The organism is Selenomonas sp. oral taxon 920 (assembly GCF_001717585.1).
Taxonomy (GTDB): domain Bacteria; phylum Bacillota; class Negativicutes; order Selenomonadales; family Selenomonadaceae; genus Centipeda.
In genome coordinates this window covers 2108039-2134226 of the sequence record NZ_CP017042.1, presented here as the reverse complement: position 1 = coordinate 2134226, position 26188 = coordinate 2108039, and the positions used below count along the sequence as shown (strand labels likewise).

At 57.4% G+C, this 26188-nt stretch carries 19 protein-coding genes and 1 riboswitch; of the genes, 17 read left to right on the top strand and 2 right to left on the bottom strand.

What is annotated here, in order from left to right:
* Nucleotides 1-18: 18 nt before the first annotated feature.
* The 8 genes from BCS37_RS10195 (at nt 19) to pfkA (ending at nt 12367) form a co-directional block, all read left to right on the top strand.
* Nucleotides 19-828, top strand: a complete 810-nt coding sequence (locus BCS37_RS10195; RefSeq protein ID WP_069181327.1) for a 3D domain-containing protein — start codon at nt 19-21, stop codon at nt 826-828.
* Nucleotides 829-935: 107 nt separating this feature from the next.
* A riboswitch (cobalamin riboswitch) is annotated at nt 936-1169 on the top strand.
* Nucleotides 1170-1831: 662 nt separating this feature from the next.
* Nucleotides 1832-4018, top strand: coding sequence for a methylmalonyl-CoA mutase family protein (locus BCS37_RS10190; RefSeq protein WP_069181326.1), 2187 nt, complete (start codon nt 1832-1834; stop codon nt 4016-4018).
* A complete protein-coding gene (gene scpA / locus BCS37_RS10185) occupies nt 4018-6216 on the top strand; it encodes a methylmalonyl-CoA mutase (protein WP_069181325.1) in 2199 nt (732 codons plus the stop codon). The genes BCS37_RS10190 and scpA overlap by 1 nt, the downstream gene beginning before the upstream one ends.
* Nucleotides 6217-6278: 62 nt before the next feature.
* Nucleotides 6279-7457 carry a methylmalonyl Co-A mutase-associated GTPase MeaB gene (gene meaB, locus BCS37_RS10180; RefSeq protein WP_069181324.1) on the top strand — a complete coding sequence of 393 codons (1179 nt, stop codon included), beginning with the start codon at nt 6279-6281 and terminating at the stop codon, nt 7455-7457.
* Between the two features lie 8 nt (nt 7458-7465).
* Nucleotides 7466-8023 (top strand): peptide-methionine (S)-S-oxide reductase, encoded by a 558-nt coding sequence (locus BCS37_RS10175; RefSeq protein WP_069181323.1) that lies wholly within the window; start codon nt 7466-7468, stop codon nt 8021-8023.
* A 235-nt stretch (nt 8024-8258) separates the two neighbouring features.
* Entirely contained in the window at nt 8259-9923 is a 1665-nt protein-coding gene (locus BCS37_RS10170; protein WP_069181322.1) for a methyl-accepting chemotaxis protein, read from the top strand.
* Nucleotides 9924-10053: 130 nt separating this feature from the next.
* Nucleotides 10054-11256, top strand: coding sequence for a type IV pili methyl-accepting chemotaxis transducer N-terminal domain-containing protein (locus tag BCS37_RS10165; protein ID WP_069181592.1), 1203 nt, complete (start codon nt 10054-10056; stop codon nt 11254-11256).
* A gap of 145 nt (nt 11257-11401) precedes the next feature.
* Nucleotides 11402-12367, top strand: a complete 966-nt coding sequence (gene pfkA, locus BCS37_RS10160; protein ID WP_069181321.1) for a 6-phosphofructokinase — start codon at nt 11402-11404, stop codon at nt 12365-12367.
* 128 nt (nt 12368-12495) lie between these two features.
* On the opposite strand, the gene BCS37_RS10155 is transcribed toward pfkA, so the two are convergent.
* Together BCS37_RS10155 and pfkB are read right to left on the bottom strand one after the other, a co-directional pair.
* Entirely contained in the window at nt 12496-14397 is a 1902-nt protein-coding gene (locus tag BCS37_RS10155) for a PTS fructose transporter subunit IIABC (protein WP_069181320.1), read from the bottom strand.
* Between the two features lie 354 nt (nt 14398-14751).
* Complete coding sequence (pfkB, locus tag BCS37_RS10150; protein WP_069181319.1) at nt 14752-15660, bottom strand: 1-phosphofructokinase; 909 nt, start codon at nt 15658-15660, stop codon at nt 14752-14754.
* Nucleotides 15661-15836: 176 nt separating this feature from the next.
* Between pfkB and BCS37_RS10145 the strand changes: the two genes are divergently transcribed.
* From BCS37_RS10145 to BCS37_RS10105, 9 genes are all read left to right on the top strand, one after another.
* Nucleotides 15837-16745, top strand: coding sequence for a YitT family protein (locus BCS37_RS10145; RefSeq protein ID WP_069181591.1), 909 nt, complete (start codon nt 15837-15839; stop codon nt 16743-16745).
* A gap of 159 nt (nt 16746-16904) precedes the next feature.
* A complete protein-coding gene (locus tag BCS37_RS10140; protein ID WP_069181318.1) occupies nt 16905-18452 on the top strand; it encodes a gluconokinase in 1548 nt (515 codons plus the stop codon).
* 37 nt (nt 18453-18489) lie between these two features.
* Entirely contained in the window at nt 18490-19281 is a 792-nt protein-coding gene (gene larE / locus BCS37_RS10135) for an ATP-dependent sacrificial sulfur transferase LarE (RefSeq protein WP_237142706.1), read from the top strand.
* Complete coding sequence (gene larB / locus BCS37_RS10130; protein WP_237142705.1) at nt 19278-20036, top strand: nickel pincer cofactor biosynthesis protein LarB; 759 nt, start codon at nt 19278-19280, stop codon at nt 20034-20036. Before larE ends, larB begins: the two co-directional genes overlap by 4 nt.
* A gap of 2 nt (nt 20037-20038) precedes the next feature.
* Entirely contained in the window at nt 20039-21334 is a 1296-nt protein-coding gene (gene larC, locus BCS37_RS10125) for a nickel pincer cofactor biosynthesis protein LarC (RefSeq protein WP_069181316.1), read from the top strand.
* Nucleotides 21335-21641: 307 nt separating this feature from the next.
* Nucleotides 21642-23072, top strand: coding sequence for an NADP-dependent phosphogluconate dehydrogenase (gene gndA, locus BCS37_RS10120; RefSeq protein WP_069181315.1), 1431 nt, complete (start codon nt 21642-21644; stop codon nt 23070-23072).
* A 166-nt stretch (nt 23073-23238) separates the two neighbouring features.
* Complete coding sequence (gene dctP / locus BCS37_RS10115; protein ID WP_069181314.1) at nt 23239-24261, top strand: C4-dicarboxylate TRAP transporter substrate-binding protein; 1023 nt, start codon at nt 23239-23241, stop codon at nt 24259-24261.
* A 103-nt stretch (nt 24262-24364) separates the two neighbouring features.
* Entirely contained in the window at nt 24365-24889 is a 525-nt protein-coding gene (locus BCS37_RS10110; protein ID WP_069181313.1) for a TRAP transporter small permease, read from the top strand.
* A 3-nt stretch (nt 24890-24892) separates the two neighbouring features.
* On the top strand, nt 24893-26179 hold the full coding sequence (locus BCS37_RS10105; RefSeq protein WP_069181312.1) for a TRAP transporter large permease: 1287 nt from the start codon (nt 24893-24895) through the stop codon (nt 26177-26179).
* The last annotated feature ends 9 nt before the right edge of the window (nt 26180-26188 follow it).

The following is a 26188-nucleotide window of genomic DNA, read 5'->3' as shown; positions in this document are numbered from 1 at the left end:
CAGTAAAGGGGGAGTTCTATGCAGTGGACGAAACTGGGCCAGCTGATTCAGACAAAGAAGAACACGATGTTCTGCGCCACCTTGGCGGGGATGATGCTCTTCTCCAGTGGATTCACGATGAACGGTCTGCCGAAGAACATGCAGCGCGTGAGCGTGCACGTTGACGGCGAGACCATCACCGATATGACGGTACAGACGAGACCCAATGATATCTTTGAGAAGTTGGGCGTGAAACTCGGCGCGAAGGATACCTACGAGGTGTTCCGCAGCGCAGATGAGCGCCATACCGAGATTTCCGTGCGCCGCGCCGTTCCTGTGAGCATCTCGTTCTGGGATGACACGCAGCAGGTTATGACGAGCGGGCGCACGGTCGGCGATGTTATGGCAGAGTACGGCTACAATCCGCATGAGGTGGATGTAACGCCTGCTGCGGATACGCCGATCACGGCGAACCTTGCGATTCGGCTGACAGAGAACGAGCAGGCCGCCGAACAGCGCCGCGCACGTGAACGTGAGGAAGAGCGCGTCAGCCGCGGCATTCCGCGCTACCGTGCGGCATATACGATGCACGCATCGGCATATCTTCCGAGCGACGGCGGCGGCAGCGGCATCACAGCGAGCGGCATTCCCGCACGGCGTGGTGTCGTCGCGGTCGATCCGAACGTCATTCCGCTCGGCACGCGTCTCTACATACCGGGCTACGGCGAGGCGATTGCCGCGGATACGGGCGGTGCGATCGTCGGACATACGATTGATCTCTGTATGGAGAGCTATGACGAGGCGATCCAATTCGGACGCCGCTCCGTCGAGGTCTATGTCCTCGAGTAAGGTATATAATGCATGAAGGGAATCACTGTGAGATAATTCACGCAGTGATTCTTTTTTAGTTGACAAGAAGTGATTTCGGTGTTACTATTCTATCGTACCATAAAAACTAAATATGTATTGGATCAAGTGCAGAGGTTTTGACATCATCAAAGCCTCAATGCTTCATAGGGAATCCGGTATGGGAATCATTGATTTCATAAGCCGGAGCGGTCACGCCACTGTAACAGGGAGCGAGTCCACGCGCTGACCTCGCGTCAGCAGTCACTGGGGAGAAATCTCCGGGAAGGTGTGGATGAGCGATGAACTGGAGCCAGGAGACCTGCTTGATTAACAATCACCGATTGACCTGCGAGTGATGGGGATGGAGATTTTGCGGATTCGTTCGCCTCGAGAGAGAGTTTGGCGCTTAGACCGGACCACATGGGGAACTGAGTAACGATACCGAAAAAGCCCGTTCTGCACACCGCGGAAAGGGCTTTTTCTTTGCATAGAACACCCTTCTTGCGGCGTGTGGAGCGATCCTGAGGAGATCTGTGTGCATGTGAAAAGAATCCCATGCCCAGAGATTTCCCCGGGATGAAGGAGTATGCGCTCCTTGGGGAAACATTGCTCATCTTTTCAGTTCTCGTTTTGCCCCTTTGTATTAGGGGCGCGCTCTGAGGGTGGAAGCTCAGAGCGATTTTTTTTCAAGGAATGCAATTCCGTGTATGATGTCAAATAGCCATCTGTGCGAACTCCACGCAAACGCCTCGTTACGCAAGCGGTCGGACACTTATCTGCCTAAATACCTGCGGACTTCTTAAACGCGCGCTGCGCGCTTGAACGAAAGAAATCCGCAGGGGCAGAACGTGTCCTCGCTTCCGCTTGCTCCACTAGGGTTTGCTTTGGAGCATCGCACAGATTGCCACGAACACATCTCCTTCCTGCACAGAATTGCTTTACTTTTGTGTTAGTTCATAGAACTAGCAGAGCCTTCCCGCAATAAATTAAAGGAGGACGTACTATGCCGGAAGAAAAAGAGCGGTCGAGTGACGAAGAACTTCAGAAGCTTCTGAAGAAATCTGCGGATGTCGAGGACTTCCCCGATGTCTCGCTCGATGAATTTACGCCGCCGACGGATGCGGAGTGGAAGGAAGCGTGTGAAGCGCTGCTCAAGGGTGCTCCCTATGAGAAGGTCATGTTCACGAAGACCTACGAGGGCATCACCTTTGACCCTATGTATACGCGGAAACACACGGAGGACATCCTGCCGAAGAGCATCATGCCCGGCATGGGCGACTACCTGCGCGGCGTGGATCCCGCCGGCTACATCGGAAAGCCGTGGGGCATCGCGCAGGCATGTGACGAGACACTGCCCTCCGAGAACAATGAGCTCCTGCGGCACGAGAACGACAAGGGGTCGACGATCTATCATATCGTGCTCGACACCGCTTCGCGTGCGGGTGTGGATGCGCGTCAGGCGGAGAAGGTCGGCGACATCGGCACGAGCGTGACGACGGTCGACGATATGCACACGCTCCTTGAGGGGCTTGATCTCGCGAAGTTTCCGCTCTATGTCTATGCGGGTGCGAATGCTCTCCCGCTCCTCTCGCTCGTCGCGGCGGCACGCCGTGCGGCAGGGGACGACATGACGAAGGTGCAGGGCATCGTTGGGGCAGACCCGATCGGCGCACTCGTGACCGACGGCAAGCTCCCCGCATCGCTCGACGCACACTATGACAGCCTCGCCGCAGCGGCACGCTGGGCGACAACACATGCGCCGCATCTGCGCACGGTGTTTGTCCGCAGCGATGTCTACAGCAGCGGCGGTGCAAACGATGTGCAGGAGGTCGCAGCGTGTCTGGCGACGGCAGCAGCGTATCTGCGTGCGCTGTGCGAGCGCGGGCTGACGGTTGACGAGGCGGCAGGACAGATTGCGTTCGGCTTCTCGATGGGCGCGAACTTCTTCCTGCAGATCGCAAAACTGCGCGCTGTGCGCCCCATCTGGGCACAGATCGTCAAGGCGTTCGGCGGCAATGCCGAGTCGCAGAAGATGCGGATTCACGCACGTCCTGCGCTCTTCTTCAAGACTATCTACGATCCGTACGTCAACATGCTCCGCAACACGACGGAGATCTTCTCGGGCGTTGTGGGCGGCATCGATTCGTTCGAGAGTGCGCCGTTCGACGAGCCCATCCGCAAGGGAGACGAGTTCTCTCGCCGCATTGCACGCAACATCCAGATCATGCTGCAGGAGGAGTTCGGCATGCTGCAGCCGATCGATCCTGCGGGCGGTTCGTGGGCGGTTGAGACGCTGACACGCCAGATGAAGGAAAAGATCTGGGCAGAGTTCCAGAGCATCGAAAAGCAGGGCGGCATCGTTGCGGCACTCCGTGCCGGCTCGGTGCAGGACGAGATCGCAAAGATTCTCGCAGACCGCTTCAAGAAGGCGGACATCCGCAAAGACCGCATCGTCGGCAACAATATGTACCCGAACATGACAGAGGTCCTGCTCGAAACGCGTGCGGAGGATACGGCGGCACTCAAGGCACAGCGCACGAAAGACATCGAGGCATATCTCTCCGACATCGACACAAAGCACCGCGACGAGGTGCTTGCGGCATTCAAGGCGGACGGCACACTCGAGCACGGCATCGAGGCGGCGTTTGCAGGTGCGACGATTGCAGAGCTGATGGCGGCGGTCACGGACGGCAAGGGCGCGGCGGAGACGGTCACGGCGATCGCACCGCACCGCTGGAGCGAGCGTTTTGAGGCACTGCGCCGCCGCACCGAGGACTACAAGGCACAGAAGAACGACAACGTCAAGATATTCCTCGCGAACATGGGCCCCATCCCGCAGCACAAGGCGCGTGCAGACTTTACCACAGGCTTCCTGCAGGTCGGCGCGTTCGAGGTGCTCGGCAACGACGGGTTCAAGACCGTCGAGGAGGCCGCCGAGGCGGCGGGCAAGAGCGGCGCGGATGCGGTGGTCATCTGCTCCACGGATGCGACCTATCCCGAGATCGTGCCTGCACTTGCACCGAAGCTCCACGAGGTTCTGCCGAATGCGCGCGTATTCCTCGCGGGCGCAGCGCCGAAGGATCTCCTTGAGACTTACAACAACGCGGGCATTGATGAATACATCTCCGTCAAGGCGAACTGCTACGAGGTGCTTGAGCGCCTTCAGAAAAAGAAAGGGATGATTGCGTAATGGCAGGCTTTACGAACCCGGATTTCACCGGGATGAGCCTCGGCGAAAGCCCGTCCGCAGACTCCAAGGAGTGGCGCGCCCTCTTCGAGGGGACGACGGGGCGGACGTTTGAGGCACTCACGCACAAGACGATGGAGCGTGTACCTGTGAGCCCCTTCTACGATCACGACGTATACGAGCGTATGACCCACCTCGACTTTGCGAGCGGCATTCCGCCGTGTCTGCGCGGCCCGTACTCCACGATGTACGTCTTCCGTCCGTGGACAGTGCGCCAGTACGCAGGTTTCTCGACGGCGGAGGAGTCGAATGCGTTCTACCGCCGCAACCTCGCCGCAGGTCAGAAGGGCCTTTCCATCGCGTTCGACCTCCCGACCCACCGCGGCTACGATGCGGACAACCCACGCGTCGTCGGTGACGTGGGCAAAGCAGGCGTTTCGGTCTGCTCCATGCTGGATATGAACATCCTGTTCTCGGGCATCCCGCTCGACCAGATGTCCGTCTCCATGACGATGAACGGCGCGGTTCTGCCGATCCTCGCGTTCTTCATCGTCTCGGGCGAGGAGCAGGGCGTTGACAAAAAGATCATGGCAGGTACGATTCAGAACGATATTCTGAAAGAGTTCATGGTTCGCAACACCTACATCTACCCGCCTGAGATGTCCATGCGCATCATCGGCGATATCTTCGAGTACACGACGAAGTACATGCCGAAGTTCAACAGCATCTCCATCTCCGGCTACCATATGCAGGAGGCGGGTGCGCCTGCAGACATCGAGCTCGGCTACACGCTCGCGGACGGCCTTGAGTACATCCGCACGGGCATCAAGGCGGGGCTCGCCGTCGACGACTTTGCAAAGCGTCTCTCGTTCTTCTGGGCAATCGGCAAGAACTACTTCATGGAGATCGCAAAGATGCGTGCGGCACGTGTCCTCTGGGCGAAGATTGTCAAGTCGTTCGACGCGAAGAACGACAAGTCGATGGCACTCCGTACGCACAGCCAAACATCGGGCTGGTCGCTGACGGCGCAGGATCCGTTCAACAACATCGCCCGCACGGCGATGGAGGCGATGGGCGCGGCACTCGGCCACACGCAGTCCCTCCATACGAACGCACTCGACGAGGCGATCGCACTGCCGACGGACTTCTCGGCGCGTATTGCGCGCAACACGCAGCTCTACATCCAGGACGAGACGAGCGTTTGCAAGATCATCGACCCGTGGGGCGGATCGTACTACGTCGAGGCTCTCACAAACGAGATCATCCGCCGCGCTTGGGCGCATATCCAGGAGGTCGAGGCACTCGGCGGCATGGCAAAGGCGATCTCGACGGGGCTCCCGAAGATGCGCATCGAGGAGGCGGCAGCACGCCGTCAGGCGCAGATCGACTCCGGCATCGAGAGCATCGTCGGCGTGAACAAGTACCGCCTCGAAAAGGAAGACCCCCTGCAGATCCTCGCGATCGACAACACGGCCGTGCGTCAGGCACAGGTCGAGCGTCTCGAAAAGCTGCGCGCAGAGCGCAATGCGGACGATGTACGCCGCTGCCTCGAGGGCATCACAAAGGCGGCAGAGACGCGCGACAACGGCAACCTGCTCGAAGCGGCTGTCGACGCGGCACGCGTCCGCGCTTCGCTCGGCGAGATCTCCGATGCGGTGGAGAAGGTATCCGGACGCTTCCAGGCGGTCATTCATACGATCTCGGGTGTCTACTCCTCCGAGTTCACGGACAAGACCGAGCTCGACCGCGCCCGCGAGATGGCGGACGAGTTCGAAGAACTCACAGGCCGCCGTCCGCGTATCTTCGTCGCGAAGATGGGACAGGACGGACACGACCGCGGACAGAAGGTCATTGCGTCCTCCTTCGCCGACATGGGCTGGGACGTCGACGTGGGCCCTCTCTTCCAGACCCCTGCCGAGACGGCGCAGGATGCGGTCGACAACGACGTGCACATGGTCGGGTTCAGCTCGCTCGCAGCGGGGCACAACACGCTCCTGCCGCAGCTTGTCGATGAGCTGAAGAAGCTCGGACGTGACGACATCATGGTCTGTATTGGCGGCGTTATCCCCGTACAGGACTATGACAACCTCTACGAGCACGGCGCGGTCGCGATCTTCGCACCGGGCACGAACATCCCCGAGGCGGGCATCAAGCTCCTGACCCTTCTCATCGCACGCGCGAAGGAAGAAGCCGCAGGTTAAGGTATACAATGGCGCCGCCCTCAAACAAGAGGGCGGCGTTTTGCCATACGAAAGGAGGAATTATGAGCGAAAAATATACCACAGAACGGCCTGACTGGGTACCCGAAGATGCGGACTGCAAGTTCACGACAAGTGTGATGGGCGGCATCGAGGGCATCAAGGATCTGACCGTCGGCAATATCAATCCAAAACTGCTGAACGGTACGGGGATGCCGCGCCGCAAGCTCGTTCTGAGTGAGGATGATTATGTGGCGGGCGTGGAACGCGGTGACCGCATGACGCTCTCGCGCGCGATCACCCTCATCGAGAGCAACAGCAGCAAGCATTTTAAGCTCGCACAGCGAGTCCTGCAAAGGCTTCTGCCAAAGACGGGCAATGCCCTGCGCATCGGCATCACAGGTGTCCCCGGCGCGGGCAAGTCCACGATGATCGAGGCGTTCGGCAATATGCTCTGCGATGCGGGGCATCGCGTCGCCGTTCTCACCGTTGACCCGACGAGTTCCGTGACGAAGGGCTCGATCCTCGGCGACAAGACGCGCATGGGCACGCTCTCACGGCGCCCAGAGGCATTCATCCGCCCGTCGCCCGCAGGCGGCACTCTTGGCGGCGTCGCCCGCAAGAGCCGCGAGACGATGCTGCTCTGCGAGGCGGCGGGCTACGATGTCATCATCATCGAGACGGTCGGTGTCGGACAGTCCGAGACGACCGTGCGCTCGATGGTCGACTTCTTTCTGCTCGTCGTGCTGACGGGTGCGGGCGATGAGCTGCAGGGCATCAAGAAGGGCATCATGGAGCTTGCGGATGCGATCGTCATCAACAAGGCGGACGGCGACAATTTGCTGAAGGCAAAGGTTGCGCGCGGGCAGTACGAGCGCATGATCGAGTTTATCCGCCCCGCAACGCCGGGCTGGGAGACGCACGCCTACCTTGCCTCCGCGATCGAGAAAACAGGACTTGCCGAGCTCTGGGAGATCATCCGCATCTTCCGCGAGAAGACCACGGAGAGCGGCGTGTGGAAGAAGCGGCGTGACGGGCAGCTGCTCGACTGGATGAACAGCATGATCGACGAGCATCTGCACAACCTGTTCTTCGACGATGCCGTTGTGCGCGGGCGCATGCCCGAGGTGAAGGAGGCGATCCTCACAGGCGGCATCTCGCCGACACAGGCGGTCGCCGAACTCCTCGGCGTGTTCGATGTGCGCCGTGCGGCGGGGCGGCAGGTTGATCTCTTTACGAATTGAGGTGCGCTATGAAAAAACGCATCTGTCTCTCGGGTGCGGATATGTACGAGCTTGAGGAGGTTTTTCGCGGACGGCGCGGCATCACGAGCGTCCGCACGGGCTACATCAACGCCGCAGAGAATGCATCGCATGAGGATGTGGCAACGGGCGCGGCAGGCGGGCGCATGGGGGTCGAGATCTGCTACGATCCGAAGAAGATCGACATCTCGCAGCTCCTAGACCTCCACTTCGCCGTCGTCACGCCGTACAGCATCGACGGACAGGGCTATGTGCGCGGCAGTATGTACCGTGCGGGCGTCTTCTATGAGAGCGCGGAGGACGAGCCGCAGGTCGCACTCTACCTTACCTTTCTCGCGGGCAAGGGGCGTTGTCCCGCCACGGGCGAGCATCTGACGCTCAACGACCCGAACAGCAGCGCGGCGGCGCGGCGCGTTCTGCACGCGACCATGGAGCGGCTGACCTCGTTTCAGGCGGCATCTGATGAGCATCAAGCATATCTCAGCCGCCACCCCGACACCGAGACCTACATCGACCTCGCGCGTCTGCGCGAACTTGTCAAATTGTGAATGTGTCTGCTGCATGAAGCGAAAACTTCGTGCAGCAGATCTTTTTAAGGAATCGCTGATAAAATGAAGTCCGTCAAGATGGCAGTGCTGAATTTATCAGTGCTTCCTTAAATAATAGATAATTTTCATGGCTCTCCCGAATGTCTTATGCTATAATTCATAGTATCACATACACTTTCAGAGGCTGTGCAGCGCGCGACGGAGTTTCGCGCTGCACAGCAAGGGGGAGACGGGCATGAGCATACGCAGCAAACTACAGACAATCCTGATTCTGCTCTTCGTATTTATCGTGGGACTGGTCGGGCTGAACTTTTTTACCTTCAACGAGCTCAAGGGGGACTCGCCCGCCGTCAACGCCTCCGGATCGCTGCGGATGCGTGCATATCAGCTCTCGTGGGGAGCCGCCCGTCTCGCGTCGGCGGATGAGGACGAGGCGCAGACACTGCGTGCTGCGATGCAGAAAAATGTCGCGGACTACGATCAAATTCTTGCAGGGCTTGCGCAAGGGGACGCAGCAATGGGGCTGACCGCGCCTGCCGATGAGGCGGTGCAGCGACAGCTCGCCGTGCTGAAGCCTCTTTGGGAGGCGTACCGCAGCGACGTGCGCGCCGTCATCGAGGGTACGGACGAGGAGACGCGCCGCGCCGCAGAGACAAAGGTGGCGCAGGAGGTCGCGCCCTTCGTCGCGGAGGTCAACAAGCTGGTTGCCGCCTACGATGCCGCAAGCCAGACAAAGATCGAAAACTCCAAGAACATTCAGCTCGGCGTGATCCTCCTCGCCATATTCGTGGTGGGCGGTGCACTCTGGCTGATCCTCACGCAGATCCTGCGTCCGCTCGCCGTGCTGACAAACTCGTTCCATGAAATTTCCGAGGGAGAGGGCGATCTGACGCAGCAGCTCCATGCGGAGCGCGACGATGAGATCGGACGCGTTGTTCTCTACTTCAACACCTTCGTCGGGAAACTGCGCACGATCATGCGCGGTGCACAGGAGAACGCGGCGGAGGTCGCACAGCTCGCCGACGCGCTCTCGAAGGCAAGCGGTGAGAGCAGTCAGGCAGTCGAGCAGGTCGCCGGGTCCGTGACGAATGTTGCAGGACAGGCGAACGCACAGAACGGCGACATGCAGGCACTTGCGGACAGCGTGACACAGATCGCGGCGAATATGGCGCAGATGCTCGCCTCTGCCGAACGCTCCGCCGTACTCTCGGCGGATTCTGAAGAAAAGGCGGCGGACGGCCGGGACGGTGCGGCGCGTGTCGCAGCACAGACCGATGTTCTGCGCGATATCGTCATGACCATGGATCGGAACGTGCAGACCCTCACGCAGTATGCGGAGGAGATCAACCAGATCATCGAGCTCATCAAGGGACTCTCGGGGCAGACCAACCTGCTCGCGCTCAACGCAGCGATTGAGGCGGCACGTGCGGGCGAGAGCGGGCGCGGCTTTGCCGTCGTTGCGGAGGAGGTTCGAAAACTCGCCGAGAACTCGAGTCTCGCGGCAGACGATGTCACGGCGAAGATGGAGAGCATCCGTCAGCAGGTACACGCGACGCACAGAGCGAATCAAGAGCTTGTCGGAGAGCTTGCAAAGATCACGGAGGCGGTCGGTGCGGTACGCACCTCGCTGAACGCCATTGCCGCAAGCTCTGAGGAGACCCGCAGGGCAGCCGCTGAGATTGTGCGGCTGAACCAGACGGCATCGGCAAGTGCACAGAGTGTTGCGGGCACATCGGGGCACGTCGCGTCGGCGGCAAAGCAGATCGCGGGGCTCTCCGAGGAGTCGGCGGCTGCCATCGAGGAGCAGAGTGCGAACATGGAGCAGATCGTCGCAGCTGCAGAGCAGCTCTCCGGTCTGTCGGCGAAAATGGATGGGCTCGTCGGAAAGTTCAAGGTCTGACCGCAGTGATTCCTTAAATCCGTGTGAAAACATTGCAGATCACGCGGATTTATTCAATGGGGGCTATTGCACAGCACCCTTTCTGCGATATAATAATAGAGGGGACTTTTTATTGAAACGAGAGAACAACATGACAATTCATAACAAGTTACGAATCACGCTCGTTGCCCTCTTTGTCTTTATCATTGGGCTTGTCGGTCTGAACTTTGTCACCTTTGCACAGCTGGATGGAAATGCACCTGCCGTCAATGCGTCCGGCTCCCTGCGGATGCGTGCCTATCAGCTCGCGTGGCTCTCGGCACGTATGGTTTCTGCGGATGCGGATGAGGCGTCGGAACTGCGGCACACGATGATGGCGCAGATCGAGATGTACGACCGCATCCTTGCGGGGCTTCGCCGGGGGGATGCAGAACTGAATCTTGCACCGGCCTCGGATGCGGCGATCCAGGAACAGCTTCGCACGCTGCAGCCTCTCTGGGAGGAGTACCGCACGCATGTGTTCGCCGTCACGGGGGCTGTGGGCACGGAGGAAAAGCACGAGGCAAACGCCGTCGTTGTCGCCGAGGTTGACGGCTATGTGACTGAGGTGGACAAGCTCGTCACGGCGTATGACAATGCCAGCCAGGCAAAGATCGGCGTTTCCAAAGAGATCGGCGTGGGCGTGATCGTCCTTGCGTTCCTTGTCTTTGCTGTGTCCTCCTACTGCATCATCATGGAGGTATTGCGGCCGATTGCGGCACTGACTGCATCGTTCCGCGAGGTCGCGGGCAAGGAGGCGGATCTCACCCAGCAGCTCACCGCGAAGCACCATGATGAGATCGGCCGCATCGTGCAGTCGTTCAATACGTTTGTCAGCGAACTGCGCCAGATCATGCAGAAAGCTCAGGCGTATGCGACAGAGGTTGCGGGACTGTCAGATACGATGTGGCAGGCGAGCGTCGAGAACAGCAAGGCGGTCGAGTACAACGCCGTTGCCATCACGAATGTTGCCGCGCACGCAAGCGAGCAGGACGAGAATATCCAGATGCTTGCCACGAGCATCAGCGGCATCTCTGCGCATCTAGAGGAGATGCAGACACTCGCACAGGCGGAGAACGTGAACCGAACGGCGGTGCTTACCTCCATCGAGGCGGTGCGCGCCTGTGCTCAGGTTGCGGCGGCGGCATCGGAGGAGGTCGTGAAGGCGGCGCACGAGATTGCGAGGCTCACAACGGACTCGGCGGCCGCCATCGAGCAGGAGACTGCCTCCCTCGACGCATTTGCTGCAACGGCCGAGCAGCTCAAGGGGCTTGCTGCCGATCTGAACACGCTTGTTGGGCGATTTAAGGTGTAATTTTCAAGGTGTGATTGAGGAATCGCTGCACTTGTCAGCGGTTCCTTTACTATTTTCTGAGAAATACTTTACTTTTCGCGTGGGCTTTCGTAAAATATAGGGAAGAATTCTATTTGCGCAAGCATAGGGGACGGGGGATGTTTTTATGCTGAAAAAAGCAATTGCGGTTGTGACCTCGGGCGGAGACAGTCCGGGCATGAATGCGGCGGCACGCGCGGTGGTGCGGACGGCGATCTATGAGGGCGTTGAGGTCTACGGCGTGCACAACGGCTACAGCGGCATGGTGCACGACGACATCGAACAGCTCACCACGCGGAGTGTCAGCGACCTGATCCAGCGCGGCGGAACGTTCCTTGGGACGGCGCGCAGCAAGACGTTTATGACGCCTGAGGGGCGTAAGGCGGCGTTCGAGAATCTGCGCAAGCACGGCATAGAGGGGCTTGTGATCATCGGCGGCGACGGCTCGCTCACGGGCGGGTCGCTCCTCAGCAAGGAGACGGGCATGCCGATCGTTGGACTGCCGGGCACGATCGACAACGATGTCTGGGGCATGGACTACACGATTGGCTGTGATACGGCGTGCAATACGATCGTGGATGCGATCAACAAGCTGCGCGATACGGCATCGGCACACCGCCGCATCATCCTCGTCGAGGTCATGGGCCGGCACTCGGGCTGGCTCGCGATGATGTCGGGCATTGCCGGCGGTGCGGAGTACATCCTCGTGCCGGAGGTCGCATTTGACCTTGAGGAGATCAGTCTTGAGCTGAAGGAGATGTACGAGCGCGGCAAACGCTACAGCATCATCGTAGTCGCGGAGGGGGCGGGCTCGGCGGTGGAGATCGGCAAGATCATCCGCGAAAAGACGGAGATCGACACGCGCGTTTCGGTGCTCGGACACATTCAGCGCGGCGGCTCGCCGACGGTCGAGGATCGCATCAAGGCCTCCATGCTCGGAGAGAAGGCGGCACTTGCGATCATCTCGGGTGTGAGCGACGTAGTATACAGCTTCAACGAGGGACAGGTGGTCGGCGTCAACCTCTTTGAGGCGGTCAACAATTCCAAGACACTCGATCCCGAGCTCGTGCGCCTCTCGCGCGTTTTGGCGTAAGGAGCCTTTGGCAAATATACACATGCAGCAGCTCATCCGCACGGATGGGCTGTTTTTACGTGCGCATGAAAATCCCTCGGACGAGATGTTTGATCCTGTCCGAGGGAAATAGTTTTGCGTCTGGAATTTTACCCTTTGATCGGCTTCTTCAGCAGGGAGAGAATGATCGCACCGACGACGGCACCGATGAGGATGCTCATGAGGTACATGAGCGGGCTGCCGATGGTCGGGACGACGAAGATGCCGCCGTGCGGTGCACGCAGGGTGCAGTCAAAGAACATGGTGAGTGCGCCCGCGAGTGCAGAGCCGACGACCATCGAGGGAATGACGCGCACGGGATCCGCCGCTGCGAACGGGATCGCGCCCTCGGTGATAAAGGAGAGTCCCATGACGTAGTTCGTAATGCCCGCCTTGCGCTGGCTCTCTGTGAAGCGGTTCTTAAAGAACGTGGTTGCGAGCGCAATCGCCAGCGGCGGCACCATGCCGCCTGCCATGACCGCCGCCATGACGTGGTACTCACCTGAGGCAAGAAGCCCCGTGCCTGTGACGTACGCCGCCTTGTTGATCGGGCCGCCCATGTCGACCGCCATCATGCCGCCGACGATCAGTCCCATGAGGACGCGCGCCGATGGATCCATGCCGCCGAGCGTTGCAATCATCCAGTTGTTGATCGCGGAGACGGGCGGTGCGATGATGTAGAGCGAGATGAACCCCATGATGAGGATGCCGAAGAACGGATAGAGCAGGATGGGCTTGATGCCGTCGAGGGATGCGGGGAGCCCTGCGAACACCTTCTTGAGGGCGTTGACGGCGTAGCCGCCGACGAAGCCCGCGAGTAGCGCACCGAGGAAGCCCGTGCCCGTCGTACCCGCGAGTGCGCCGCCGACAAAGCCTACGGCAAGTCCCGGGCGATCGGCAATCGACATGCCGATGAAGCCCGCGAGGACGGGGAGCATGAAGCCGAACGAGGCACCGCCGACCTGCATGAAGAACTGAGCGAGCGGTGTGTTCGAGCCAAACTTCGACGGGTCGATGCTGTAGTCGTCGAAGAGGAAGGCGAGTGCGATGAGAATGCCGCCGCCCACAACGAACGGGAGCATGTGTGAGACACCGTTCATGAGATGCTTGTAGATCTGGCGTGCGAGGCTTTCCTCCTCGCCGCCGTCCGCATTCTCCGCCTCATCTGCACCGCTCGCACGGTAGATGGGCGCGCTGCCCGAGAGTGCACGGTCGATGAGCTCGTCCGCCTTGTTGATGCCGTCTGCGACCTTTGTGATGACAACGCGGCGGCCGTCAAAGCGGGACATGGCGACGTTCTTGTCCGCCGCGACGATGATTCCGTCGGCGGCGGCGATCTCCTCCGGTGTGAGGACGTTTTTCACGCCCGCCGAGCCGTTCGTCTCGACCTTGACCGTGAGGCCGCGCTTCTTCGCGTGCTGCTCGATGCTCTCCGCCGCCATAAAGGTGTGTGCGATGCCCGTGGGACAGGCAGTGACGGCGAGGATCTGGATATGATCGGCGGCGGGCGTCGCTTCCTCGGCCGCCGTCTCGGCACTCGGTGCGACAAAGCGGTCGTTCTCCTTGTCGTCGACGAGCTGACGGAACTCCTCGACGGTCTTGGCGGCGATCAGTGCCTCCTTGAAGTCGGGGTCCATAATCATGGTTGCGAGCTTTGAGAGAATGGCGAGGTGCTCGTCGTTCGCGCCGTTCGGTGCAGCGATCATGAAGAAGAGGCGGCTTGGGTTGCCGTCCATCGCGGCAAAGTCCATGCCGTCGGGGACGGTCATCGCGGCAAGTCCTGCCGCCTTCACGCCGTCGCTCTTGGCATGCGGCGTTGCGATGCCGTCGCCGAGCCCGGTGGTGCCGCTCTCCTCGCGGGCGAGCACGTCCCTTATGTACTGCTCTTTGTCACTGAGATTGCCGCCCTTCTCCATGCAGTCTGCGAGGAGACGGATCGCCGCCTCCTTCGAGGCGGGCGCGGAAACGCCGAGGGCGATGCTCTCGGGTTTCAGAAGGTCGTTGATATGCAAGGGAAAACCCCTCCTTTTTCATTGTGCTGAGTTTTGTGTCGTTCTGCGTGATGGGTGTCCCACGCGAACACCTCGTTGCGCAAGTGATCGTGCGCTTGTACGCTTAAATACCGTCGGACTTCTTAAACGCGCTTCGCTTGAACGAAAGAAATCCGACGGGGCGTACCGCGCGAGCGGTCAACGTCAACCAATCACACATCGCTATCGCTCGTGTTCTTGGGACGTTTTCCCATACGACCTGTTTCCCAATCAGCTTCGTCCTACGGACTTGCTTCTTGGACAGGTCAGTATTTTCTCACTTGCTTCACTAAGGTTCGCTTTGTGACACCGCATCACGCCTCTGCGATACGGTACTCAAACAATCGTCTTTAGCAGTGCAAGCGCCTCTTCGCGTGTGGCGAGGTTCTCCGAGAATGCGGAGGCGGAGCCGGTCGCGACCCCCATGTAGAACGCGCGCTCATAGCTGCCGTCGGACTCCATGAATCCTGCGAGGAAGCCCGCGACCATCGAGTCGCCCGCACCCACGGAGTTGACGAGTGTGCCCTTCGGTGCGGCGGAGCGGTAGAACACGCCCTCCGCAGTGAGCAGGATCGCGCCGTCGCCCGCCATCGAGATGAGTACGTTCGTTGCGCCCTCCTCCTGTAATTTTTTGGCGTGAAAGATGATGTCGTCGTCCGTTTTGAGTTCAACACCGAACATCTCGCCGAGCTCGTGATTGTTCGGCTTGATGAGGAACGGGCGGTACTTCAGTACGCGCCGCAGCAGATTCTTCGTCGCGTCCACCACGATGCGGATGCCGCGCCCTTCCAGACGCTCCATGATGCGCTCGTAGATGTCGTCGGGCAGCGTGTTCGGGATCGAGCCTGCGAGGACGAGTGTGTCGCCGATCTGCAGCCGATCGAGCTTTTCAAACAGTGCGCGCTGCGCCGCCTCGGTAATAACGGGCCCCTGCCCGTTGATCTCGGTCTCGCTCTCCGCCTTGATCTTGACGTTGATGCGTGAGAAGCCTTCATCGAGACGCACAAAATCGTCCGTTACGCCGAACGCGTGCAGCATCTGCTGCATCGCAACGCCAGTAAAACCCGCGAGGAAGCCGAGTGCGGTTGAGTCGTGCCCGAGATTTTTCAGCACGATGGAGACATTGATGCCCTTTCCTCCCGGCAGGATCTGCTCGTAGTTCACGCGGTTGATCTCGCCCGCAGTGAAGTTCTCAAGCCGTACGATGTAGTCGATCGACGGATTGAAGGTAACGGTGTAGATCATGCAAATATCCCTCCCTTTATCCAATGACAATGTATCCATTAAAAATATCATATAGCGTAGTCATATTAAAGTCAAGAAATCCATTCTCATGTCCGCAGGCTTGTCACTACATACTCTTTCCTCTATAATAGGAGGCAGAAAATGAAATGGAACAGGGGAGTACGATGACAGCAGAAATGGATACGATGGAACAGGGGAGCGTGCCGGCGGAGGCAAAGCCGAAGAAGGTGCCAGCGCACAAGGGGATCATGTTCTACATCAAGAAGGGCCTGCCCCTGATCCTCGGCGCACTCATCACAGCAGTGGGATTGGAACTCTTCTTGATTCCGAACAACGTCATCGACGGCGGTGTGGTCGGCCTCTCGATCATGTCGCAGACGATCACAGGGATGGGGCTCGGCGTCTTTCTCGTGCTCTACAACATTCCGTTCGTCTACATGGGCTACAAGCAGATTGGCAAGAGCTTTGCACTCTCGACTGTCTTTGCGATTATCATGCTCTCGATCTGGTCGGGCGCGCTTCACGGCGTACCGCAGGTGACGACCGATCCGTTTCTTGCCGCGATCTTCGGCGGCGTCGTGACGGGGCTTGGTGTCGGTATCGTCATGCGTACGGGCGGCTGCTTCGACGGGACGGAGATCGTCGCCATCATCATGGACGCGCGCACGCAGTTCTCCGTCGGCGAGGTTGTCATGTTCATCAACCTCTTCATCCTCTCGTCGGCAGGTCTGCTCTACGGCTGGGACAAGGCGATGTACTCGCTCTTTGCCTACTTTGTCATTGCAAAGATGATCGACGTGGTGCTGAAGGGGCTCGATGAGTCGTACGCCGTCATGATCGTCACGAATGAGCATGAGGAAATGACCGCGGCACTCAACGAGCGCCTCGGGCGCGGCGTGACACTGCTGCACGGCGCGGGCGGCTACACGGGCGAGGCGAAGGAAGTTCTCTACTGCGTTGTCACGCGCCTGGAACTCGACAAGCTGAAGGAGATCGTTCTCGACAAGGACGAGAATGCCTTCGTCACGATCAACGCCGTGCACGACATCGTGGGCGGACGGTTTAAGAAGAAAGCGATTCACTAATAAGCGAAGGCTGCACATCGGGGTGCAGCCTTTGCTGTACATATAATATGATAGAAAATAGACGTTTTGAAATGTAAAATAAGATAAATATATTGCCTTTATCTGTGGACGTGCTACAATGTAGAAAATTCATCGTTGTTTTCACAGAAAGGCGGCACGATGGGCAGTGTGAAAGAACAGAGCATATGGATCGGCGTGGATGTCGGAACGACGGGCGTACGCGCGATCGCGTACGAGGCGTCGGGGGTGAGCCGCGCGGCGGCTGAGGCGTTCTATCCACTGCGCACGCCGCATCCGGACTGGGCAGAGGAACGCCCGTCGGAGATCCTTGCGGCGACGGAACAGGTGGTGCGCGAGGCGGCGGATGCACTGCGCCATCAGGGACGGATACCATCCGGCATCGCACTCAGTACAGTCATGCACAGCCTGATCCCGCTCGATGCGGAGAAGAAGCCGCTCTCGGATATGCAGACGTGGGCAGACAGCCGCAGTGCGGGCATCGTGCGTGCGCTGAAGGAAACGGAACCCGCACTCTGCCGCTCGTTCTATGAACGCACAGGCTGCCCCATGCACGCGTGTTATCCGCTGGCAAAGATCCTCTGGCTGAAAGAGAATCGCCCCGAACTCTTCGCACGCACGAAGTTCATCGGCTCGATCAAGGATCATCTCTTCCATGCGTTCACGGGGGAATTCCTCATTGACCGTTCGACGGCGAGCACGACGGCCCTCTACAATGCGCGCGCACTTGCGTGGGATGCAGAGATCCTAAAATTCATCGGGACTGCGGAGGAAATGCTGCCGCCCGTCGTCTCGACAACCGAGGCACGTGCGCTCACGGCGGCTGCGGCGGAGCGGATGCATCTCACGGCAGGTCTGCCCGTTGTGATTGGTGCGACGGACGGCGTGCTTGTCAACGTGGGAATCGGTGCGGTCGCGGCGGGGCAGCTGAGTGCGACCATCGGCACGAGCGGTGCCATGCGCATGCTCGTCGGCGAGCCGCGCACCGATGAGAAGATGCGTACATGGTGCTACAACCTCGTGGACGGGCTCTGGGTTGCGGGCGGCGCGATCAACAACGGCGGCATGATCCTGCGTTGGATGCGCGATAAGATCTGCCATTTCAGCGAGGCGCAGATGGCAGCACTGGACGTGGATGCCTATGACCTGATGACGATGAAGGCTGCGAAGGTGGCGGCGGGTGCGGACGGACTGATCCTCCTGCCGTTCTTCACGGGCGAGCGCGCACCGTATTGGAACTCCGATCTGCGTGGGCTCTTCTTCGGACTCTCGCTGAACCACAGCCGCTCCCATATGATTCGCGCAGTGATGGAGGGGATTTGCTACGGCATGCACAGCGTCTTTGATGCTCTGCGTGAATTCGGCGCGGTGCGCGATATCCGTGCGAGCGGCAGTTTTACGAAGTCGCCGCTCTGGATGCAGATTCTCGCGGACGTGCTCGGCGAGCCGCTTGTCCTTCCGAGCAACAGTGAAGGGGCCGCGTACGGCGCAGCGGTACTGGGCTTTATCTCGGCAGGCGAAATGAAGGGGATCGCGGATACGGCTGACCTCGTACATGCAAAGAAGGTCTACATGCCCGACGAGGAAAATCACAAGACCTACGCACATCTGGCGGATATCAGCGGGCGGCTCTATCACAATCTGCAGAAGGAATTCGCCGAGATCGCGGCGTATCAGGCGGACTGCTGAGCGACAGAACAAAAAAATATGTATGATGGGGGATGCAATGGACAAGCTGGAAGCATTGAAAGCGTATATGACAGAGCTGCATAGTGTCGCTGTCGCCTTTTCGGGGGGCGTGGACTCCACCTTTTTGCTAAAAGTGGCCCATGATGTCTTGGCAGATGGGGCAATCGCCGTTACAGCAAGGTCGGCAGCATTCCCTCAGCGGGAACTGAATGAGGCAATGGCCTTTTGTCGTTCCGAGAGAATCCACCACATCATTGTGGATTCTGAGGAACTCAGTATTGAAGGCTTCTCACAGAATCCAAAGAATCGCTGCTATCTGTGCAAGCATGAATTGTTCGAGAAGATTCGGTGCATTGCGGAGAAAAACAATATAACTCATATTGTCGAGGGCTCGAACATGGACGATGAGGGGGATTATCGACCGGGGCTGCAGGCTGTGGCGGAACTCCAGGTCAGAAGCCCTCTGCGTCACGTCCGTCTGACCAAAGATGAGATACGGGCGTACTCCCGTCAACTCGGACTCAGTACATGGGCAAAACAGTCCTTTGCTTGTCTTTCTTCACGCTTTCCCTATGGGGAGGAGATTACGAAGCAGAAACTTGAGATGGTCGATAAGGCAGAGCAGCTGCTGCTCGATCTGGGATTTCATCAGCTGCGTGTGCGGATTCATGGAGAAATTGCACGCATCGAGGTTTTGCCGCATGAGTTTGAACAGCTGCTGCATCTGCGGGAACAGATCACAGGCGCGCTTCGTGGGTATGGGTTCCGCTATATCACCATGGATCTGCAGGGCTACCGCACCGGCAGTATGAACGAGATGTTGGCATGATGGACATAAGAGAAATCCTTCAAAAGGTAAAGAACAACGAGCTTTCGATTGCAGATGCAGAGGCGTATTTTCGGCGTGCGCCGTTTGAAGAACTTGGCTGCGCAAAACTGGATACACACAGGTACTCTCGCTCCGGTTTCGCGGAGGTCGTTTTTTGCAGCGGAAAAACGGATGAGCAGTTGGTCCAGATATTCAAACATCTGGTTCTGGATCGTGGTGAGGCACTTGGTACGAGGGCAACACAGGATCAATACGAACGGCTCTGTGAAATATTCCCTGATATGCAGTATGATCCTGTGTCGCGGCTGCTCAAGATTGTATCGGCAAACAAGGAACTGCGCGGCCGTGTTGTCGTCTGCACAGCCGGTACAGCTGATATCCCCGTTGCCGAGGAGGCGGCACAAACAGCGGAATACTTTGGAGTGTATGTGGAGCGTATCTATGATGTAGGTGTGAGTGGACTGCATCGTTTGCTGGCTCATTTGGAGCGCATTCAATCCGCGTACTGCGTCATTGCCGTCGCTGGTATGGAGGGAGCGCTTGCCAGCGTTCTTGGAGGACTTGTACGGAATCCGGTCATCGGTGTACCGACTTCCGTCGGATACGGGGCGGGTGCTCAAGGGGTCTCAGCGCTCCTTACCATGCTTAACTCCTGTGCCAATGGTGTTGCGACAGTCAATATTGACAACGGCTACGGTGCGGGCTATCTTGCAGCCCAGATCAATCGGCTTGCGCTGCAGAAGGGCGAGGGGTGACTATGGCAGGAAAAGAAGCGCTGTATTTAGAGTGTTATGCAGGCATCAGCGGTGATATGTTTGTGGCGGCACTGTTGGATCTGGGCGCAGATGAGGAGACGCTGCGCAGGGCGCTTGACAGCTTGCCAATTCCCGGCTTTCGCGTGGAAATTCGGCGTGTACGGAAAAACGGGCTGGATGCTTGCGATTTTTGTGTGATACTGGACGAGATCCATGAAAACCACGATCATGATATGGCATATCTATATCCGCAGCATATGGATGTCGGCGAAGATAGCCCCCGTCATTTGATGGACGGCAACAAGCATACAGCACATCATTGCCATCGGAGCTTGCGTGATGTGCTGGAGATTCTGGACGGCGCACAGCTTACACAACGAGCGCGGACGATCGCCCGCCGCATCTTTCAGATATTGGGAGAAGCGGAAGCGAAGGCACATGGGACGACTATTGAACAGGTGCATTTTCACGAAGTCGGCGCGGTGGACTCCATCGTTGACATCACTGCAGCTGCAGTATGTATGGATCAGCTGGGGTTTGAGGAAGTCATCCTCTCGGTAATCTATGAGGGGGTGGGGACGATCCGCTGTCAGCACGGAAACCTTCCGATTCCTGTTCCTGCGGTTCTGAACATTGCACAGGTGCATTCGCTGAATCTCCATATCACAGGCGCAACGGGAGAATATGTCACACCGACAGGAGCGGCGATTGCTGCCGCCATTCGTACGTCTGACCGCCTTCCTCGCGCATTTTCCGTGAAAAAAATCGGTCTTGGTGCAGGGAAGCGGGAACAGGCACTGCCGGGCATCCTGCGTGCTATGGTTGTTGAGCCGATGCATTCATGTGCGACGTGTGATGAGATTTATCAGCTGAATACGAATATCGACGACTGCAGTGCCGAGACGCTTGCCTATACCATGGAGAGGCTTCTTGCAGAAGGAGCAAAGGACGTACATTATACACCTGTTTTCATGAAGAAAAATCGTCCCGCCTATCTTCTGACAGTTCTATGTGCCGAGGAAAGAGTGCCGCGCATGGAACAGATTATTTTTGCCGAAACGACCAGTATCGGCATCCGCAGAGTACGTATGAAGCGTACTGTTCTGCGGCGGACGGAGCGAACCGCGGAGACCTCTCTTGGAACCATCCGCGTCAAGGAGTGCCTTGTTCCGGAGATAGGGGGGCATGGTGCCGAGCGGCGCTGCTATCCGGAATATGAGAGCGTCGCCGCACTGTGTCGGGCAACTGGACTGCCGTATCCGGAGGTTTATCACAAAATTATGAAAGAGCTTGTGTGATCAGTGGTTCACAGGGCAGGAAAATCCTCGCATTGGCATGGTTGTTGATGCGAGGTTTTTGAATAGAAACACAACAATCAAAAAACAATGAAAGAAATGAAGAAAATATTGCATATAGAAATACGATATGATATTCTAGACGTAAGTAAGGTTAAATAGGCGTTGGTAAATTCAGTCCGATCGTCTTGACGCATCTTTTTCGTCCTCTCTGTGTCGACAAAAATCAACGCCAATATGACAGAGGCTATTTTATCAGCGATGCCTTAAGGAAACAGATTTGTATTTGCATCATGGCGAGGAGAAAATTATGGCACAGTGCAGCACAGGGCAGATGGATATCGGTGTTTATGGCATGGCGGTCATGGGGAGTAATCTTGCCCTCAATATTGCGGACCATGGGTTTAAGGTTGCTGTTTTCAATCGATCCCCTGAGCAGACACAACAGTTTGCTGCAGAACATCCGCACGAGAACATAGAGCCTTTTTACACGCTCGAGGACTTTGTGCACTCGCTTAAAAAGCCGCGTCGTGTTGTGCTTATGGTGCAGGCGGGGCGACCGGTGGATTTGGTCATCGAGGCGCTGCTCGGCATCATGGAGACGGGAGATGTGATTATTGACGGCGGCAACTCGTTCTTTCAGGATACCATTCGCCGCACGAAGCAGGTCGAGGAAAAAGGACTGCATTATTTTGGAATGGGTGTGTCCGGCGGCGAGAAGGGGGCACGTTTTGGCCCTGCACTGATGCCGGGCGGGAGTGCAGCACTTTACGATTCCATCCGCCCCATTGTTGAGTCCATCGCGGCACATGTGGACGGTGAGCCCTGCTGTGCCTATATCGGTGCTGATGGGGCAGGGCATTATGTCAAGATGGTGCACAACGGTATTGAGTATGCGGATATGCAGCTGATTGCGGAGACCTACCTTATTCTGAAGCACGTCGGCGGACTCTCCAACGAACGTATCGGTGCGATCTTCCATGAGTGGAACGGAGGAGAGCTTCGGAGCTACCTCATCGGCATCACAGCAGATATCTTCGCCGAACAAGATGAGGAAACGGGCAAGGCCCTCGTTGATCTCATCGTTGACCGTGCGGGACAGAAGGGGACTGGGCGCTGGACGAGCCTTGAGGCACTCACACGCGGCGTTGATCTTTCCATGATCTCCGCCGCCTGCAACGCGCGCGTGCTCTCGAATCTTACGGAGGAGCGCAGGCATGCGGCACAGGTGATGACAGGACCTCCTGCAGCAGAGATCGTGGTGGATGAGAACTTTATCGAACGCGTGCGCCGCAGCCTCTATACGGCGAAGATTGTCGCCTATGCGCAGGGGTTCTCTCTTTACCGCGCGGCCAAGGAAGAGTTCGGCTGGTCGCTTGACTTTGGAAAGATTGCCTCCATCTTCCGGGCGGGGTGCATTATTCAGGCGGAGTTCCTGCAGCGCATCACGGATGCCTATGAGCGCGAGCCGAACCTCAAGAACCTCATGTTCGATGAGTTCTTTCTCTCCTCGATCAATCGGAACATGGAGAGTCTGCGCAGCACAGTCTGCCTCGCCGTGCAGTGCGGTGTACCAATTCCTGCATTCTCTGCTGCCATGCAGTACATCGACGCCCTGCGCAGCGGACAACTTGGTGCAAACCTCATTCAGGCACAGCGTGACTACTTTGGTGCGCATACCTTTGAGCGTACGGACAAGGCGGGGGCTTTCCACCATGTGTGGCAGGAACACTATACGTAAAAAGTAAGGCATCCTTGAAACGAGCAGAGCGTGTTCCTGCGATGATCTGGATGCTTTTGTTTATAAACGTTTCACAAGGACGTTCACAGTGTTATGAAAGATTGGAGGGCAGGTTGATATCTTCAGAGATCACAGATGTTGTAGATGGTATTAAGGAGGAGTTACTATGAAGCGATTTCTGAGCCTTTTTCTGGGCGTTATGCTCGCTGCAGGAATGATGTTGGTCGGCGGCTGCGGCGGCGATAAGCAGGCAGCTGACAGCAAAGGAAAGGTTGTTCTGCGCATCGGTTATGAAAACAATCCCGGTGAGCCTCTTGATGTGGCGCTGAATAAGTGGAAGCAGCTTGTTGCGGAGAAGAGCAACGGCACGATGGAGCTTGAACTCTATCCATCCAGTCAGCTCGGCTCGAAGAATGATCTGATTGACCAAATGATTGCCGGCGAGCCTGTTATGACGCTCGCAAACGGCGCATGGTATGCGGATCGCGGCGTAAAAGACTTCGGGATTATGTTCGCTCCGTATCTGTTTGACAACTGGGATCAGGTATGGAAGGTTGTAGGGAGCGACTGGTACAGGGAACAGTCCGGCAAGGTGGAGGAAAAGGGACTGAAGATCGTCACCAGCTGGATCTACGGCACGAGACATCTCGCTCTGGCAAAGCCCTATCATGCGGTCTCTGATCTTAAGGGACAAAAGATTCGCGTTCCGAACAATACGATCCAGATCGAAAGCTTCAAGGCATTGGGGATTGCTCCGACACCAATGCCTCTCGGTGAGGCCTATACGGCGCTTCAGCAGGGCACGATCGACGGCCTTGAGAACTCGCTGCAATTCCTTGACAGTGCGAAGTATGGCGAGGTTGCAAAATACATTGTGCTTGATGGGCATATCCATGATCTTACCTCGTGGGTTTGCGGCAAGACCTTCTGGGAAGGCCTGACGAAGGAACAGCAGGATATCCTGACCTCGACGGCTGAGGAGGCAAACAAGTATAACAGCGAACTTCAAGCACAGGCGGATAAAAAGGCAATGGAATCGCTTAAGGCACAGGGCGTTACGATCATTGAGCCGGATGCCGCGATGCGCGATGAGTTCAAAAAGAACTCTGAGAGTTTCTACAGCTCGGATGCAGCAAAGGAATGGTCCCCGGGACTTCGGGACAAAATACTCGGCATCATCAACAAGTGATACTGCGTGTTTAAAGTGCGGGAAGGGGGTAAGAGCCCCCTTCCCGCACCTGTATAGCACCGATTGATGAATACAGCATATTTTGTGGGAGGCGAGAAGAACGATGGCGCATGAAAAAAACGCATTATACTATTTGAAGAATCTGGATCTGATTGTCACCGGTGCTTCGGTCATAGTACTCATCATATTGACATTTGCAAATGTAATATGCCGGTATATTATCAACAGCCCCATCACATGGTGTGAGGAAGTTCAACTCTGGCTCTTTGTCTGGATTACATTTTTGGGTGCCGGCGCAGCGTTTCGATCAAACAGTCATGTCAGCATTGAATTTTTGGTGGACAGACTGCCGCATTTGGGACAGCGTGTCATAGAGATCATCGATTATATTTTGGTTGTCGCCGCGCTGAGCTTTGTGACATATGCGAGTGGTCTGATTGTCCAGCAGATGGAAATGATGGGGCGCGTGACCAATATTCTCCATATCCCCTACACGCTGATTTACGTTGCTGTACCCATTGGCTGCCTTATCATGATCGTGAGTTTTACCGTAACGTTCATCGAGCGGATGCGCCAATCCGCTGCTTCACACGGAGCATTGGAAAAAGAGGCGAACGAGGGGGAATAATATATGTCATTCGCAGTTGTTGTCGCATTTGTTTCCATGCTGGTGCTCCTCTTCATGAGAGTGCCCGTCTTTGTGTCAGTTATGGGAGCAAGCGCTGCATATTTTATTCTGACGCCGGGGATTACGAGCCGCATCCTGGTACAGCGGATGATTGCGGGCTCGGAGAACGTCGCCCTGCTGGCGATTGTTTTCTTTGTCTGTGCCGGTATTTTTATGGGATGTTCTGGTGTTACGAAGCGTCTGATGAACTTTTGTGATATCTTGGTCGGAGGCTTTGTCGGCGGACTTGGACAAGTCAGCGTCCTGCTCGCAACCCTGATGGGCGGCATCTCCGGATCGAGCTATGCGGACGCCGCGATGCAGTCGAAGATGATTGTGCCGGAGATGGTGAAGCGTGGCTTCAGTCTGGAATTCTCCTCGGTCATTACCGCAATGGCGGCGATCATCACCCCGCTGATCCCGCCGGGCATTGCCCTGATTATCTACGGTTCAATCGCGAATATATCGATCGGCAAGCTGTTTGTAGCGGGCTTCGGTCCGGGGATACTGCTCTGCATCCTGCTGATGATTATGGTCAGCATTATCTCACATAAGCGAAACTACAAGGCCACGCGCACAGAGCCAATCACGGCGCAGGCATTCCTCAGTGCGCTGCGCGGTGCGATCCCTGTTCTCATCCTTCCTATCGTCATCATCGGCGGGATTCGCCTCGGTGTCTTTACTCCGACGGAGGCGGGCGTTGTTGCAATCATGTACTCGATTGTGCTGGGACTCTACTATCGCGAGCTGACATGGAATATCTTCTTGGAGGGGATTAAGGAAACGGTCATTGCATCCTCTTCGATCATGATGATTATTGCGGCTGCCTCCGCTTTTTCGTGGATCCTGACGAAGGAGATGGTTCCGCAGTACTTTACGCAGATGGTTCTCACATACATCACCGAACCGTGGCAGTTCCTTGTCATTGTGAACATCTTCCTCCTCATTGTCGGTATGTTCCTCGAAGGGAATGCGGCGCTCATCATCTTGATTCCTCTGTTTGCGCCGATTGCGGCGCAGCTCGGCATTGACCCGATCCACTTTGCCATGGTGTTCATCTTCAATATGGCGGTCGGCTCGATTACTCCGCCGATGGGGATGCTCATGTTTATCACGTGCAGCGTGACGAAGTGCAAAACGGGCGCGTTCATCAAGGAAGCCGTGCCGTTTTACGTGCTGCTTCTCTTTGCGATCATTGTTATGACAACCGTACCCGCATGCAGCGTCGGGATTGTCAACCTATTCTACTGAGAGTGAGCT